General features: G+C 70.3%; 12 protein-coding genes. 4 read left to right on the top strand and 8 right to left on the bottom strand.

Annotation, left to right across the window (positions count from 1 at the left end; genetic code table 11):
* Positions 1-116 precede the first annotated feature (116 nt).
* The gene (locus ACFVS6_RS31905; protein WP_389709307.1) at positions 117-311 is read left to right on the top strand and encodes an acyl-CoA carboxylase subunit epsilon; all 195 of its coding nucleotides are present in this window, start codon (positions 117-119) and stop codon (positions 309-311) included.
* 549 nt (positions 312-860) lie between these two features.
* On the opposite strand, the gene ACFVS6_RS31900 is transcribed toward ACFVS6_RS31905, so the two are convergent.
* From ACFVS6_RS31900 to ACFVS6_RS31865, 8 genes are all read right to left on the bottom strand, one after another.
* Positions 861-1,454, bottom strand: a complete 594-nt coding sequence (locus ACFVS6_RS31900) for an ATP/GTP-binding protein (RefSeq protein WP_319192543.1) — start codon at positions 1,452-1,454, stop codon at positions 861-863.
* On the bottom strand, positions 1,435-1,995 hold the full coding sequence (locus tag ACFVS6_RS31895; protein ID WP_281210027.1) for a DUF742 domain-containing protein: 561 nt from the start codon (positions 1,993-1,995) through the stop codon (positions 1,435-1,437). Before ACFVS6_RS31895 ends, ACFVS6_RS31900 begins: the two co-directional genes overlap by 20 nt.
* A gap of 93 nt (positions 1,996-2,088) precedes the next feature.
* On the bottom strand, positions 2,089-2,502 hold the full coding sequence (locus tag ACFVS6_RS31890; RefSeq protein WP_030037347.1) for a roadblock/LC7 domain-containing protein: 414 nt from the start codon (positions 2,500-2,502) through the stop codon (positions 2,089-2,091).
* Positions 2,503-2,512: 10 nt separating this feature from the next.
* On the bottom strand, positions 2,513-5,701 hold the full coding sequence (locus ACFVS6_RS31885) for a nitrate- and nitrite sensing domain-containing protein (RefSeq protein ID WP_389709306.1): 3,189 nt from the start codon (positions 5,699-5,701) through the stop codon (positions 2,513-2,515).
* A 292-nt stretch (positions 5,702-5,993) separates the two neighbouring features.
* Positions 5,994-6,578, bottom strand: coding sequence for an ATP/GTP-binding protein (locus tag ACFVS6_RS31880; protein ID WP_100660867.1), 585 nt, complete (start codon positions 6,576-6,578; stop codon positions 5,994-5,996).
* Entirely contained in the window at positions 6,559-6,951 is a 393-nt protein-coding gene (locus ACFVS6_RS31875; protein WP_007266775.1) for a DUF742 domain-containing protein, read from the bottom strand. Before ACFVS6_RS31875 ends, ACFVS6_RS31880 begins: the two co-directional genes overlap by 20 nt.
* Before the next feature lie 152 nt (positions 6,952-7,103).
* On the bottom strand, positions 7,104-7,517 hold the full coding sequence (locus ACFVS6_RS31870) for a roadblock/LC7 domain-containing protein (RefSeq protein ID WP_008739864.1): 414 nt from the start codon (positions 7,515-7,517) through the stop codon (positions 7,104-7,106).
* 9 nt (positions 7,518-7,526) lie between these two features.
* The gene (locus ACFVS6_RS31865; RefSeq protein WP_389709304.1) at positions 7,527-11,309 is read right to left on the bottom strand and encodes a nitrate- and nitrite sensing domain-containing protein; all 3,783 of its coding nucleotides are present in this window, start codon (positions 11,307-11,309) and stop codon (positions 7,527-7,529) included.
* A 581-nt stretch (positions 11,310-11,890) separates the two neighbouring features.
* Here ACFVS6_RS31865 and ACFVS6_RS31860 point away from each other — a divergent pair.
* The 3 genes from ACFVS6_RS31860 to gltX all read left to right on the top strand — a co-directional run bounded on the left by ACFVS6_RS31860 (position 11,891) and on the right by gltX (position 14,449).
* Positions 11,891-12,079: a hypothetical protein gene (locus ACFVS6_RS31860; RefSeq protein ID WP_388901989.1), complete on the top strand. Its 189-nt coding sequence runs from the start codon at positions 11,891-11,893 to the stop codon at positions 12,077-12,079.
* A gap of 95 nt (positions 12,080-12,174) precedes the next feature.
* On the top strand, positions 12,175-12,981 hold the full coding sequence (locus ACFVS6_RS31855) for a fumarylacetoacetate hydrolase family protein (protein ID WP_389709302.1): 807 nt from the start codon (positions 12,175-12,177) through the stop codon (positions 12,979-12,981).
* The gene (gene gltX / locus ACFVS6_RS31850) at positions 12,974-14,449 is read left to right on the top strand and encodes a glutamate--tRNA ligase (RefSeq protein WP_389709300.1); all 1,476 of its coding nucleotides are present in this window, start codon (positions 12,974-12,976) and stop codon (positions 14,447-14,449) included. Before ACFVS6_RS31855 ends, gltX begins: the two co-directional genes overlap by 8 nt.
* Positions 14,450-14,468: the final 19 nt, after the last annotated feature.

Genomic DNA, 14,468 nt, shown 5'->3' with positions numbered 1-14,468 from the left:
GCCGAGACCCGCGAGGTCCTCGCGAGCGCCCTCGCGATGCTCCGCACCAAGCACGCCGACCTGCCGTCGCGCAAGCACGGCAACCCGCCGCAGTAAACGAAGGAGACATGCCACCGATGAGCATCGCCACCGACACCCTGCTGAAGGTCGAGAAGGGCAACGCCGCGCCCGAGGAGCTGGCCGCGATCACCGCGATCCTGCTCGCCCGCGCCGCCGCGACCCCCGAGGCCGCCAGCATCCCCCGCCCTCCGGCCGGCTGGCGCCGCCTGGAGCGCAGCCGGGGCTTCCAGGCCCCCCACAGCTGGCGCTGACCCGCAGCACGCACCCGCTCCTCCCGACGGCCGCCCGGCCGCCCTCGACCTCGATGCCCTTCGGCAGCGGGCCGAGGGCGGCGGGCGGCCGTCGGTCGTCCGGCACAGATCCGGCCGCGGCGCCCGTCGGTCGAGCTCGGCGGGAACCGCTCCGGTCCTCTGCGTCGAACTCGACGTCCCTGGGAAGCCCTTGCGGCACCGGCCCGCGAACTCGCGGACCCGACCGACGACTTGGCCCGGGGGTCGGGACGCCACGGAGGCCTCCCGCGTCCCGCAACTACACGCGCATGCCCTCCAACTGCCAATCGGGGCACGGCTGGTGGCGAAATCCCGCCCCGCGCGGAGGTGAAGTCCCGCCGCACGGAGGCGGATCAGCTCCGGCGCGGCGGCGAGCCCTGCGCGCACCCCGGCCCCGCCCGGAAACACGGGGACACCGGATCGACGCCCGCGGCGCCGACGACGCCCACGTCCGCCCGTGCGGCAGAACCACAGAACGCCGAGAACCCTCAAGGGTTCCCGGCGTCCCGGGTGAACTACCGAGCGGATCGCCTACCGCAGGCGGGCCATCAGCGCGTGCTCGACGAGCGTGATGAGCGCGCTCTTCGCGTCACCGCGGTGACGGGCGTCGGTGGTGATGATGGGGGCGTCCGGGCCGATCTGCAGGGCCTCGCGGACTTCCTCCGGCGTGTAGGGCTGGTGCCCGTCGAAGCCGTTGAGCGCGATCACGAACGGCAGGCCGCTGTTCTCGAAGTAGTCCACCGCGGGGAAGCAGTCCGCCAGGCGGCGGGTGTCCACGAGGACGACGGCGCCGATGGCGCCGCGGACCAGGTCGTCCCACATGAACCAGAAGCGGTCCTGACCGGGGGTACCGAAGAGGTACAGGATCAGGTCCTGGTCCAGGGTGATGCGGCCGAAGTCCATGGCGACCGTGGTGGTCGTCTTGTCACCGGTGTGGGTGAGGTCGTCGATGCCCGCACTGGCGGACGTCATGACGGCTTCGGTGCGCAGCGGGTTGATCTCGGAGACCGCGCCGACGAACGTGGTCTTGCCCACGCCGAAGCCGCCCGCCACCACGATCTTCGCGGAGGTGGTGGAGCGCGGTGCTCCTCCGGCAGAACCTCCGTTAGAGCTTGCGAAGTCCACTGAGCACCCTTTCGAGCAGTGTCACATCTGGCTGGCCGCCGGCAGACTCGTCGCCGCCGGGCTGGTGAATGGCGACAAGGCCCGCCTCCGCCAGGTCGGCGACGAGGATCCGGGCGACACCAAGAGGAATGGAGAGAAGTGCCGAGATCTCCGCGACGGATTTGATCTCCTGGCACAGACGGCAGATGCGCTGGTGCTCGGGCAACTGCCCTTGCAGCCGTGCGGGATCGGCCGTGGTACTGACCAGCGCCTCGATGGCGAGCTGGTAACGCGGCCGGGTACGGCCGCCGGTCATGGCGTACGGACGCACCAGCGGGTTGTGCGCCTTCGGAGCCTGGGGCTGCGAGGACCGCATGGGACCCTGCGAGGGCCGGTGGCCCTGCGGGGGCTGCTGCGGCTGCTGGGGCTGGCCGTACTGCTGGTACGGGTTGTGCTCCGGCACGGGCCGGCTGGGAGCGGAGGGAAAGTTGAAGCGGTTCTGGTCGTGCCCACCCTGCGGCTGCTGCGCGCCGCCATAAGGATGTCCTCCGGGTGTTGTCACGTTTCCTCCTCCGACTCCAAGAACGCAGTACTCCCTGTGGAACCGCGCCACCGCACCCTATGGTGCGGTGACGCGAAACGCACTGCTTGTTTGCTAGTTGAGAAGACTTCCCTGGAGCTCCGCACGCAGGTCCGGGGTGAGGACACTGCCCGCGCGGTCCACGAGGAGGGCCATCTCGTAGCCCACGAGGCCGATGTCGCACTCGGGGTGCGCGAGCACCGCGAGCGAGGAACCGTCCGACACGGACATGAGGAAGAGGAACCCGCGGTCCATCTCCACGACGGTCTGGTTGACGGCGCCACCCTCGAAGATCCGGGAGGCTCCGGCGGTCAGCGACGTCAGACCGGAGGCCACGGCCGCCAGCTGATCGGCGCGGTCGCGCGGGAATCCGTCGGACATCGCCAGAAGAAGGCCGTCGGCGGAGACCACCACCGTGTGGGACACCCCTGGGGTGTTGTCCACGAAGTTGGTGATCAACCAGTTCAGGTTCTGTGCCGCCTGGCTCATCGGGCTCACACTAACGCTCCTGGTCATAGCTGTTACTTGACTGCTCGGATCCCGCGTTGCGTCCCTGTTGGACACCGCGCCGCAGGTTGCTCAACCTGCCGCGGACGTCCTCGGGTGCGCGGGAGACCTGGGGGCCGCCCTGCGGGGTCGTCTCCGCAGCGCCCTCGACCAGGTTGGCCTTGGGCACCCGCCGAGGGAGACCGGACGGGGTGACCCCGCCCGCCTTCGGCTCACGGAGCTTGCCGGCCTGCTGCCAGCGCTCGTCGTTCGTCGAGCGCCAGGCCTCGGTGCCTTCGGTTTCCTCCGGGGCCCGCTTCGGTTCGGCGGGCTGCTGCTGACGCTGCGGCCGCTGCTCGAAGAGGGATCCGGTGGACTCCGCTTCCTGCTTCGCCGGCTGCCACTGCTGCTGGCTGCCGCGTCGCGGCAGGCCCGCTCCGGTCATTTGGTGACCGGTGTCGGCAGCGGCGCCCGGACGGTCGAAGCCTACGCGCTCCGCGGCCGGTTCGGGAGCGGACGGCGATTCCGATTCGGTCCCGTAGCTCTGCTGGTAGGAGGCCGAATAGGTGTTCTGCTGGGGCCACTCGCCCTGCTGGGACTGGTCCTCGTAGCCACCCTCGTACGACGGGGCGGGCTGCTGGGGGTCCTGGTAGCCGACCTCCGGATAGGCATATGCCTGGTCCGGGTACGCCTCGTAGCCGCCCTGCTGCTGCGGAGCTTCGTAGCCGTTCTCGTAGGTCTGCGCGGCCGGTTCCTCATAGCCCTGGTACGGCTGGTAGCCGTGTTCCGGCTGAGGTTCCGGATACTCCTGCGCGGGGTACTCGGACTGCCCCTGCGGGTAGCCGACCTGAGCCTCCAGAGCGGCTCGGCGCTCCTCGCGGCCCAGGGACCGCACGACCGGGTCCGCGGGGGCCCCGTCGGCGTTCCGGTCGCCCTGGCGGTCGTACGCCGAGTCGTCGAAGCCGAGTTCGGCCGCGGTGCGCAGCGGGGCGGCCAGCTGGGTCTTCTGCTCCGGAATGATCGAGGAGACCGTGAAGTCGTCGTCCGGGATGCCCTCGCCACCGCCACCGTGGGTGATGGCGTCCGGGAGCATGACCAGCGAGGTGGTGCCGGCGGCCTCGCCCGAGGGGCGCAGCTGGACGCGGATGCTGTGGCGGTCCGCCAGCCGGCCGACCACGAACAGACCCATGCGCTGCGAGATCGCGGCGTCCACGGTCGGCGGGTTGGCCAGCTTGTGGTTGATGTCCGCGAAGTCCTCGGCGGTGAGGCCGATGCCCTTGTCGTGGATCTCGACCATGACGCGGCCGTCGGGCAGACGCGTGGCGTTGACGCGGACCTTGGTCTGCGGGGAGGAGAACGTGGTGGCGTTCTCCAGCAGCTCGGCGAGCAGGTGCACGAGGTCGGTCACGGCCTGGCCGTGGATCTCGGCCTCGGAGACGCCGGAGAGCTCGATGCGCTCGTACTGCTCCACCTCGGAGGAGGCGGCGCGCAGGACGTCGACGAGGGGCACCGGCTGGTCCCAGCGGCGGCCCGGGTTCTCACCCGCGAGGATGAGGAGGTTCTCGCCGTTGCGGCGCATGCGGGTGGCCAGGTGGTCCAGGCGGAAGAGGTTCTCCAGCTGGTCCGGGTCGGCCTCGTTGTTCTCCAGGTCGGTGATGAGGGTCAGCTGGCCCTCGATCAGCGACTGGTTGCGCATGGAGAGGTTCGTGAAGATCGCGTTGACGTTCCCTCGCAGGAGGGCCTGCTCGGCGGCGAGCCGGACCGCTTCCCGGTGGACTTGGTCGAAGGCGCGGGCGACCTCGCCGATCTCGTCCTGGGAGTTGATCGGGATCGGCGCGACGCGGGTGTCGACCTTGCCCGGGTCGGTCCGCGAGAGCTGGTCGACGAGCATCGGCAGGCGCTGCTCGGCGATGTCGAAGGCCGAGCTGCGCAGGTGGCGCATGGCGCGGCCCATCTGGCGGGCCATCATGCCGGCCAGGATGAAGGCGGCGAGGAGGGCCACGACCACGATCGCGCCGGTCAGGATGGCGTCACCGCGGGACTCGTCGGACACCGCCACGGCGTCGTCGACGGCCTTCTGGAGGAGTTCCTTCTCGATCTCGGCGTAGCCGTCGAACTTCGCGGTGGCGGCGGCCTGCCAGGCCGCCGGCGTCGTGCCGTTCTGGGCCAGCTTCGTGTTCTTGTCGCCGCCGGCTATCGCCTCGGTCATGCCGATCAGCGGGGAGCCGTTGACCACGGGCGGAGCCTTGAAGACGGCACCGGACTGCTCGGCGGCCTGCTTGGCCTGCGCGAGCTTGGCGGCACCCTCCTGGGACTTCTTGCCCATGACCTCCTTGAGCCGGTTCGTGTCCTCGTCGGTACCGGCGGCGACGTACTCGCCGATGGCTATCTCTTCGAGGTAGGCGTAGGAGGAGAAGGCGACGAGCTGGGCCTTGCGGATCTCCTCGCTCTCGTTCGGACGCACCAGCAGGTGCGTGCCGACCGAGCGCTGGAGGGAGTTCGCGGCCTTCGCCAGTTCGAGCGCGTAGACCATGCGGCCGTAGCTGGTGACGTTGCCGGTGCCGAGGCCGAGCTCGTTCGAGAACTGCATGAGGTAGTGCTGGACCAGCACGTACCCCTCTTCGGTCGGGATGGGACCCGCCGAGGCCGGGAGGTTCTTCTTCGCCGACTCGGGGACGGCGTAGGCGGTCTTGCGGACCTGCTCCAGCTTCGGCTCCTCCTGGCGGAAGAGCTCCAGACGACGCTCCAGGCCCTGCTTCGCGGGCAGGTCCTTCGCGGCCGTCGCGAACTTCGCCTTGGCGGCGTCGGTGGCGGCGTACGCCTTGGTCACGACGTCGCTGCTGCGCTCGCCCTTGAGGAGCGGTTCGGCGGTCAGGTCGCGCTCGTTGAGGAGCGCCTGGCCGTACTCGGCCGCCGCCTGGACGATGCGCGCGGTCTTCTCCGCGTCCTTCGCCTCGTTCCAGCTGTCGACCGAACCCTTGACCTGGAAGCCGCCCATGACCAGTCCGACGAGGACGGGTACGAGGAGGATGGCGTTCAGACGGGTCGGCACGCGCCAGTTGCGGGGGGACAGCTTGCTGGTGCTACCGCCGCTCGTGGGTGGGTCCACGGGCACGTCGACGGATGACGTGGCCGCGCGCGGCGGCGGGGTGAAGTTGCCGCGCGCGGGTTCATCCGCGGGGCTCGAGTTGCTTCGCCTCACTCGACCAACAACCTCTCGGCGGTGCTACTAGCTAGTTCGTTGAATTCCAGCACGGTTGACGTCCGTGTTCCAAACAGTTGAAATCGGCGATTCACAGAGCCTTAAGCCCCACATAAACCGGACATAAAGAGCGAGCTGCGGCAAAAACGGGGCCAGTCGTGCGCGCAGCGGCACCGGGTGAACGCACCCTGTGCCCACGGGCCGATAATTCTCTGTCGAAACGTTATGAACGACAGGGGCGGGCCGTGTCGTAAGACACAACCCGCCCCGGCGCACGGCATGACGAAACGTGTTACTTCAGGCGGGCCATCAGTGCGTGCTCGACGAGCGTGATGAGCGCGCTCTTCGCGTCCGCGCGGTGACGGGCGTCGGTGGTGATGATGGGGGCGTCCGGGCCGATCTGCAGGGCCTCGCGGACTTCCTCCGGCGTGTACGGCTGGTGTCCCTCGAAGCCGTTGAGGGCCACGACGAACGGCAGGCCGCTGTTCTCGAAGTAGTCCACCGCCGGGAAACAGTCCGCCAGGCGCCGCGTGTCGACCAGCACGATCGCGCCGATGGCGCCGCGGACCAGGTCGTCCCACATGAACCAGAAGCGGTCCTGACCGGGGGTACCGAAGAGGTACAGGATCAGGTCCTGGTCCAGGGTGATGCGGCCGAAGTCCATGGCGACCGTGGTGGTCGTCTTGTCACCGGTGTGGGTGAGGTCGTCGATGCCCGCACTGGCGGACGTCATGACGGCTTCGGTGCGCAGCGGGTTGATCTCGGAGACCGCGCCGACGAACGTGGTCTTGCCCACGCCGAAGCCGCCCGCCACCACGATCTTCGCGGAGGTGGTGGAGCGGGGAGCCGCTCCGGCGTCAGAGCTTGCGAAGTCCACTGAGAACCCTCTCGAGCAGCGTTACATCCGGCGTTCCGCCGGCCTCTCCATTGCCCGGCTGGTGGATGGCCACCATTCCGGCCTCCGCCAGGTCGGCGACGAGGATCCGGGCGACACCGAGCGGCATCGACAGCAGTGCGGAGACCTCCGCGACCGACTTCACCTCACGGCAGAGCGTGCAGATGCGCTGGTGCTCCGGCAGCAGGCCGGAGAGGTGCATCGGATCGGCCGTGGTGCTGACCAGTGCCTCGATGGCGAGCTGGTAGCGCGGACGGGTCCGGCCTCCGGTCATCGCGTACGGACGTACCAGCGGCTGGTCGCCTTCCGAGTACGAATCTCCGTACGCATCGGGATAGGCGGGGGGCGGGGTCATTGATCCTCCGGGCTGGACAGCAGTGGTCAGCGTGCCGTCTGACGGGGCGGCCGGTGGGGGGACGTGATGACGGCCTGGCGGGGGTACTGGGTACCGGGGGTGGGGTCCCGGCTCCCCCGGCCGGAAGTACCGTCCGGCCGGGGGATGTGCAGTCAGATGAGCAGGCTTCCCTGAAGCTCGGCGCGCAGGTCCGGGGTGAGGACACTGCCCGCGCGGTCCACGAGGAGGGCCATTTCGTAGCCCACGAGGCCGATGTCGCACTCGGGGTGGGCGAGTACGGCCAGCGAGGAGCCGTCCGAGACGGACATGAGGAAGAGGAATCCCCGGTCCATCTCCACGACGGTCTGGTTGACGGCGCCACCCTCGAAGATCCGGGAGGCACCGGCGGTCAGCGACGTCAGACCGGAGGCCACGGCCGCCAGCTGATCGGCGCGGTCACGGGGGAATCCTTCGGACATCGCCAGAAGGAGTCCGTCGGCGGAAACCACCACCGTGTGGGACACCCCGGGGGTGTTGTCCACGAAGTTGGTGATCAACCAGTTCAGGTTCTGTGCCGCCTGGCTCATCGAACTCAACTAACGCTCCTGCTGGTAAGTGGGGTCGATGTGGTAACTGCCGGTCGCGGGGCCGGTGGTGCCGGCCTGGCGCCCCTGCTGGATACCGCGTCGGAGGTTGGTGAGACGGCCACGGACATCGTCCGGAGCACGTGAGACCTGCGGGCCCGCCTGGGCTTCGGCCTGCTGCTGCGCGGTGCCGGCCACGAGGTTCGCCCGCGGTACCCGACGGGGCAGCCCCGACGTCGTGATGCCTCCGGCGGCGGGCTGACGGACGCGCTCGGCCTGCCGCATCAGCTCGTCGTTGGGGGAGGAGCGCCAGCTGACCGTCGGCGTGCTGCCGGTCACCGCGGCGGCGGGCTCGGCGGCGAGCTCCGGGCCGCGCTGGGCCTGCTGCTGGTGCTGCTGAGGCTGCTGGGGTACGGCCGGCGCCTGCGCGGCGGGCTGCTCGCCCTCCTCGCGGAACCAGTTCGACTCCAGGGTGTCGAAGATCGGGCTGCGGCCCGCTCCGCCCATCGGCTGGGCCGGAGCCGGCGGCAGGGCCTCGGGCTGGTGGGCCTGGGGCAGCCGGGGCGCGTCGGGACGCGGAGCCGGGACGGGCGCCGGAGCGTAGCCGCCGGGCTGCTGGTCCTGGCCGTAGCCACCGACACCCGGACCACCGGTCCGCGGCGCCGGCTGCTGGGGCGGGACCGGACGGGCGAACTGGCCGGTCGAGGCCGGGTCCAGCGGGCCGCCCAGCTGCGGGCGCTCGAACTGGCCCGTGGTCGACGGGTCCAGGGGACCCCGTACGTCGGGACGCTCGAACTGCCCGGTCGTGCTGTTGGCCGGGTTGCCGCCGGTCGCCTGGGGCGGGTACGGGGCGTTGTAGTCCGGGCGGGCGAACTCGGAGGTCGAGCCGGGGCCCGAGAGCTCGTCGTGGCCGCGCGGGACCTCGGGGCCACCCTGGGCGGAACCCCAGCTGGTGGCCGGCGGGATCCCGGCGGGCGAACCGGTCGAACCGGGAAGCTCCGCACGGGGGGCGCCACCGCGGGGCGGCAACTGGGGCCGCTTGCGCTGGACCGGTGCGGCGGGCTGCTGCTGCGACTGCCCGGGCTGCTGCTGCCCGGCCTGCTGACCCTGCTGGAACTGGCCCTGCTGGGGCTGCTGCCGGCTCTGCTGCTGCTGGCCCTGCTGCGGTCGCTCGAAGCCGTTGCCCTGGGCGAACGCGCCGGGGCCGGACGACTGGGGCGCCGCCGGACGGACCTGCGGGCCGCCGGACTGGCCGCGCGACGGCAGCGGGGCGCCGCTGCCGAAGGCCGCCTGGCCCTGGCCGGTCGGAGCCGAGGGGCCGCCCTGCTGCGGGCGACCGCCCTGCGGGCCCTGCCCCTGACCGGGACCCTGACCCGGGCCCTGTCCCTGGGGACGCTGCTGCTGACCGGGGCCACCGCCCTGACCGGGCAGGGCGGGGCGCTGTCCACCACCGGCGACCTGACCGCGCTGCGGACCGGCGCCGACGGGGGGACGCGCGCCCGCACCGGGAACGGAGGCCTGACCGCCGGGGCCACCGGGGCCGCCCGCGTTGCCCTGCGATCCGGGGCCGCCCTGGCCCGGCATCGGAGCCGGCTTCTTGCCGCCCTGGGCGACGTCCACCGGCAGCATGACGAGGGCCGTCGTACCGCCCGAGTCGGAGGGGCGCAGCTGGATGCGGATGCCGTGTCGCAGGGACAGGCGGCCGACCACGAACAGGCCCATGCGGCGGGAGACGGAGACGTCCACGGTCGGCGGCGCCGCGAGGCGCTCGTTGATCGCGGCCAGGTCCTCGGGGGAGAGGCCGATGCCGGTGTCGTGGATCTCGACGAGCACGCGGCCGTCCGGCAGCGCGTGACCGGTGACCTTCACCTTGGTCTGCGGGGAGGAGAACGAGGTGGCGTTCTCCAGCAGCTCTGCGAGCAGGTGGACGAGGTCGTTGACGACGCGGCCGGCGACGTCGGTGCCGGGCACCGACGAGAGTTCGATGCGCTCGTACTGCTCCACCTCGGACGCCGCGGCGCGGAGCACGTCGACGAGCGGGACGGGGCGGGTCCACCGGCGGCCCGGCTCCTCACCCGCGAGGACGAGGAGGTTTTCGCCGTTACGGCGCATGCGGGTCGCGAGGTGGTCGAGCTTGAAGAGCGAGGACAGCTGGTCCGGGTCGGCCTCGCGCGACTCCAGTTCGGAGATGAGCGAGAGCTGACGCTGGATGAGGCCCTGCGAGCGGCGCGAGAGGTTGGTGAACATCGCGTTGACGTTGCCCCGGAGGAGGGCCTGCTCGGCGGCGAGGCGGACGGCCTCGCGGTGCACGTCGTCGAAGGCCGCGGCCACCTGGCCGATCTCGTCGCGGGTGTGCAGACCGACGGACTCCACGGAGGTGTCCACGTCCTGCGGGTCCGACTCGGAGAGCTGCTTGACGAGCTCGGGCAGACGGTCCTGGGCGACGCGCGTCGCGGTGTCCTGCAGGCGGCGCAGCGAGCGGATCATCGACCGGGCCATGACGAAGGCGCCGACGAGGGAGACACCGAGGACGAGGAGGATCAGGGCACCGTTGATGATGGCGTCCTGCTGCGACTCGTTCTTGAGCTCGCGGGCCTTCTGCTCCATGTCCTCGAGCAGCGTCAGCTCGATGACCTTCATGGCCTGGAGCTTGGTGTCGTCGGCGTCGTACCAGTCCATCCAGGACCGGTTCTTCTCCTTGACGAACTGCCCCTGGGTGCTCAGCACGCGGCGGGCGTAGTGGTCGGCGCTGCCGATCTCCGTGTTGCCGTCGCCGAGGGCCGCGAGGAGTTCCTCGGGCTTGCCCTGGTAGACGAGTTCGAAGGTCTTCTTCGACTGGCTCTCGCCGCGGAGCGCGGAGAGGGCGTAGAGGCGGTCGTTCTCCTCCAGCTTGCCCGGCTGGGCGCCGCTCTCGGGGAGCGAGGCGGCGATGATCGCGCGCTGGATGGAGGCGTACTCCTTGGCGGAGGAGAAGGCCGCCAGGGCGCGGGTGCGCTTGATCATCTCGGGGCTGGAGGTGGCCTGGGCCATGTCCTGCGAGAGGGAGAGCAGCGAGACGATCAGCGCGTTGTACTCGGTGACGGTCTGCTGGGCGCCGTTCATGTACGCCTTTTTGCGGATGTCCTCGATGCCGGTGAGCTGGCGGCCGATCTGCAGGATGTTGTTGCGGATCGACTTGAGGGTCTCGTCCTTGTCCTCCGCGTTGTCGACCTTGTCGGTCGCGGCGGCGAAGGCCTTGGCGGCGGAGTCGGTCTGATCGCGGACACCGGCGACGAGGCTGTTGGTCTTGCCGTCCTTGAGGACGGACATCGGACCGGCCGACTTGTCCCGCTCCTCCTGGAGCATGGCGGCCAGGTTGGTGGCCTGCCGGGTCATCGTCGTCAGCAGCTGCATGTGCTCCAGCTGCGAGATGTCGTTCATCGAGTCGTTGATGCGGAAGCCACCGAGCGTGGTGGCGGCGACGACCGGCAGGGTCAGCAGCGACACCAGTCGCGTGCTGATGCGCCAGTTCTGCATGGCGAGACGGGAACCGGGCCCACTGGGGGCCTTCGGTATCGCCTCGATCGCCGGCTGGGGCGCGTCGAGCTTGCCCTTCGGCTTGGCCTTGAGGGCCTTACCGGGCTTGCCCGACTTGCCGCGGCCCTTCGCCTTCACCGAAGCGGAGGCGTCAGGTCCCGCTCCTTCGACAGCCGGCCCGCGGTTCTGGGCGTGCTGGGGCGAGGAGCCACGGTCGGTCCCGCCACGCGGCTCCTGCTCCGCCGCAGCGCTGCCATCCCTCTTGAATCGTCCCTGCACTAGCGTCGCAACCTCTGGACCAGGCGTCCCGCCGGGCGACCGGTGGGACGGTGTCGAGTCTTGGGGCACTGACGGCCCCATGGTGGTCGTCGGTGACCGGCGCGTCTCCCTCTCCGTGCCACCGCGCTCGGCGCTGTCTCGCGCCACCTGCGCGCCGGCTGATTCCCGCGGCGGTCCCGCGAATTCCAGCACAGTGGGGGATCTCCAACAAGGTGCGCGTGTCGCCCCGGCGAGCCCGTCACGGCACGTGACAGGAGCACTACGCCATGTGGAACCACTACCGGGACGAACCGGACTTACGCCAATCAAAGCTTCCGTCTGGCAAGGTGTCCCAGTCCTGATGATCAGGAGCGGAATGACGCATTCAGTGGCGCAATGTCCGTTTGGCCGGGTGGAGTTGGCCGTCCGGTTTGCCGGGAATGCCCGGTCATTGGTGAGCAAACTCACACGGCCGTGGCCATTACTTCCCGGTTCAGCCGGGGATTCAGATGTTTAGCCTTGCCCATTGAAGGGTTGGCGCCAGGGTTGGCGCATCCGACAACCATCACCCACCACGACCGAACCGAGGGCCCCGGACTCCGATGAAGACGACGATGATGTTCCGCAACATAGCCAACCCCCGCCGCACCACCCTCGCGCACCTGAAGGACGCCGAGGAGCTGCAGGCGGCCCCGGCCACCCCGGAGCACTCCGTCGAGCTGCCGGCCCAGACGGCGAACCCGCGCCGCACGATCCTGATGGACGCCCCGGTCGCCGTCGCCGCGCCGTAGTCCCCCGGGTACGGAGCGCCGAACGCCCCCGTCCGCCGCGTTAGCCTGGAGTCCGCAGACTCCAGCCAGCGGATACAGAGGGGCAGACGCAACACGTGCGCATCGCCAGGTTCTCGATCGACGGCAACGTCGCCTTCGGCGCGGTCGAGGGCGATGCCGCCCCCGGCGCCGGGGGCGAGCTCGTCCTCGACATCATCAAGGGCATCCCGTTCGCGGACTTCGAGCTCTCGGGCACGAAGGTCCCGCTCGCCAAGGTCCGGCTGCTGCCGCCCGTGCTCCCGAACAAGATCGTGGCCGTCGGCCGCAACTACGCGGAGCACGCGGCGGAGCTCGGGAACTCCGTCGCGGACGCGCAGGGCCGTCTCGAACCGCCCCTCACCTTCTTCAAGCCCTCCACCTCGGTGGTCGGCTCCGGCGACCCGATCACGTACCCCTCCTTCTCGCAGGACCTCCACCACGAGGCGGAACTCGCCGTGGTCATCGGCCGCATGTGCCGCGAGGTCCCGAAGGAGCGCGTCAAGGACGTGATCCTCGGCTACACCTGCGCCAACGACGTCACCGCCCGCGACGTGCAGCAGCGGGAGAAGCAGTGGGCCCGGGCCAAGGGCTTCGACAGCTCCTGCCCCCTCGGACCCTGGATCGAGACCGACCTCGACCCGAGCGACCTGACCATCCAGTGCACCGTCAACGGCGAACAGCGCCAGCTCGGCCGCACCAGCGACATGGTCCGCTCCATCGAGGACCTCATCGTGCACATCAGCGAGGCCATGACGCTGCTCCCGGGCGACGTCATCCTCACGGGGACCCCGGCCGGAGTCGGCCCCCTCAACGTCGGCGACGAGGTCGCCGTCACCATCGAAGGCATCGGCACTCTCACCAACAAGGTGATCAAGCGTGGTTAACGGACCCGTCCGCGTACGTTTCTGTCCCTCCCCGACCGGCAACCCCCACGTGGGCCTGGTCCGCACCGCCCTGTTCAACTGGGCGTTCGCGCGCCACCACGGCGGCACGTTCGTCTTCCGCATCGAGGACACCGACGCGGCCCGTGACTCCGAGGAGTCCTACGAGCAGCTGCTCGACTCGCTGCGCTGGCTCGGCTTCACCTGGGACGAGGGCCCCGAGATCGGCGGCCCGCACGCCCCGTACCGCCAGTCCCAGCGCATGGACATCTACGCGGACGTCGCGAAGAAGCTCCAGGACGGCGGCCACGCCTACAGCTGCTACTGCACCACCGAGGAGCTCGACCGGCGCCGCGACGCGGCCCGCGCGGCCGGCAAGCCCTCCGGCTACGACGGCCACTGCCGCGACCTCACCGCCGAGCAGAAGGCCGCGTACGAGACCGAGGGCCGCGCCTCGATCGTCCGCTTCCGGATGCCCGACGAGACCATCACCTTCACGGACCTGGTGCGCGGCGAGATCTCCGTCACCCCGGAGAACGTGCCGGACTTCGGCATCGTCCGGGCCAACGGCGCCCCGCTGTACACCCTGGTCAACCCGGTCGACGACGCGCTGATGGAGATCACCCACGTCCTGCGCGGCGAGGACCTGCTGTCCTCCACCCCCCGCCAGATCGCGCTCTACCGGGCACTGATCGAGCTGGGCGTCGCCAAGGGCGTCCCCGAGTTCGGCCACCTGCCGTACGTCATGGGCGAGGGCAACAAGAAGCTCTCCAAGCGCGACCCGGAGTCCTCGCTCAACCTCTACCGCGAGCGCGGCTTCCTGCCCGAGGGCCTGCTGAACTACCTCTCGCTCCTCGGCTGGTCCTTCTCCAAGGACCAGGACATCTTCTCGATCGAGGAGATGGTGGCGAAGTTCGACATCCCGGACGTCAACGCCAACCCGGCCCGCTTCGACCTCAAGAAGGCCGAGGCGATCAACGCCGACCACATCCGGCAGCTGGACCCCAAGGACTTCGCGGACGCCTGCGCCCCCTGGCTCACGGCCCCGCACGCCAACTGGGCGCCCGAGGACTTCGACGCCGAGGCCTGGGCCCGCATCGCCCCGCACGCCCAGACCCGCGTCACCGTCCTGTCGGACATCACCGCGAACGTGGACTTCCTCTTCCGCAAGGAGCCCGTCGAGGACCAGGCGTCCTGGGACAAGGCGATGAAGGGCGAGCCCGCGGCCCTGCTGACCACGGCCCGCGCCAACCTGGAGACGGCCGACTGGTCCGACCCGGAGGCCCTCAAGCAGGCCGTCCTGACCGCCGGCGAGGCCCACGGCCTCAAGCTCGGCAAGGCCCAGGCCCCCGTCCGCGTCGCCGTGACCGGCCGCACCGTCGGCCTGCCGCTCTTCGAGTCCCTGGAGATCCTGGGCAAGGAGCGCTCGCTGGCCCGCATCGACGCGACGCTGGCCAAGCTCAACGCCTGACCCGCACCACCCCCGTGGG

Source organism: Streptomyces sp. NPDC057939 (genome assembly GCF_042887545.1).
In the GTDB taxonomy this organism is placed as follows: domain Bacteria; phylum Actinomycetota; class Actinomycetes; order Streptomycetales; family Streptomycetaceae; genus Streptomyces.
Note: the sequence above shows the minus strand (reverse complement) of the source record. Positions and strands in the feature narration are given on the sequence as shown.

Excerpts from the sequence above, each read along its gene's own strand:
- ACFVS6_RS31905 (WP_389709307.1), top strand. The coding sequence starts at position 117 with ATGAGCATCGCCACCGACACCCTGCTGAAGGTCGAGAAGGGCAACGCC.
- ACFVS6_RS31860 (WP_388901989.1), top strand. The coding sequence starts at position 11,891 with ATGAAGACGACGATGATGTTCCGCAACATAGCCAACCCCCGCCGCACC.
- ACFVS6_RS31870 (WP_008739864.1), bottom strand. The coding sequence starts at position 7,517 with ATGAGCCAGGCGGCACAGAACCTGAACTGGTTGATCACCAACTTCGTG.
- ACFVS6_RS31875 (WP_007266775.1), bottom strand. The coding sequence starts at position 6,951 with ATGACCCCGCCCCCCGCCTATCCCGATGCGTACGGAGATTCGTACTCG.
- ACFVS6_RS31890 (WP_030037347.1), bottom strand. The coding sequence starts at position 2,502 with ATGAGCCAGGCGGCACAGAACCTGAACTGGTTGATCACCAACTTCGTG.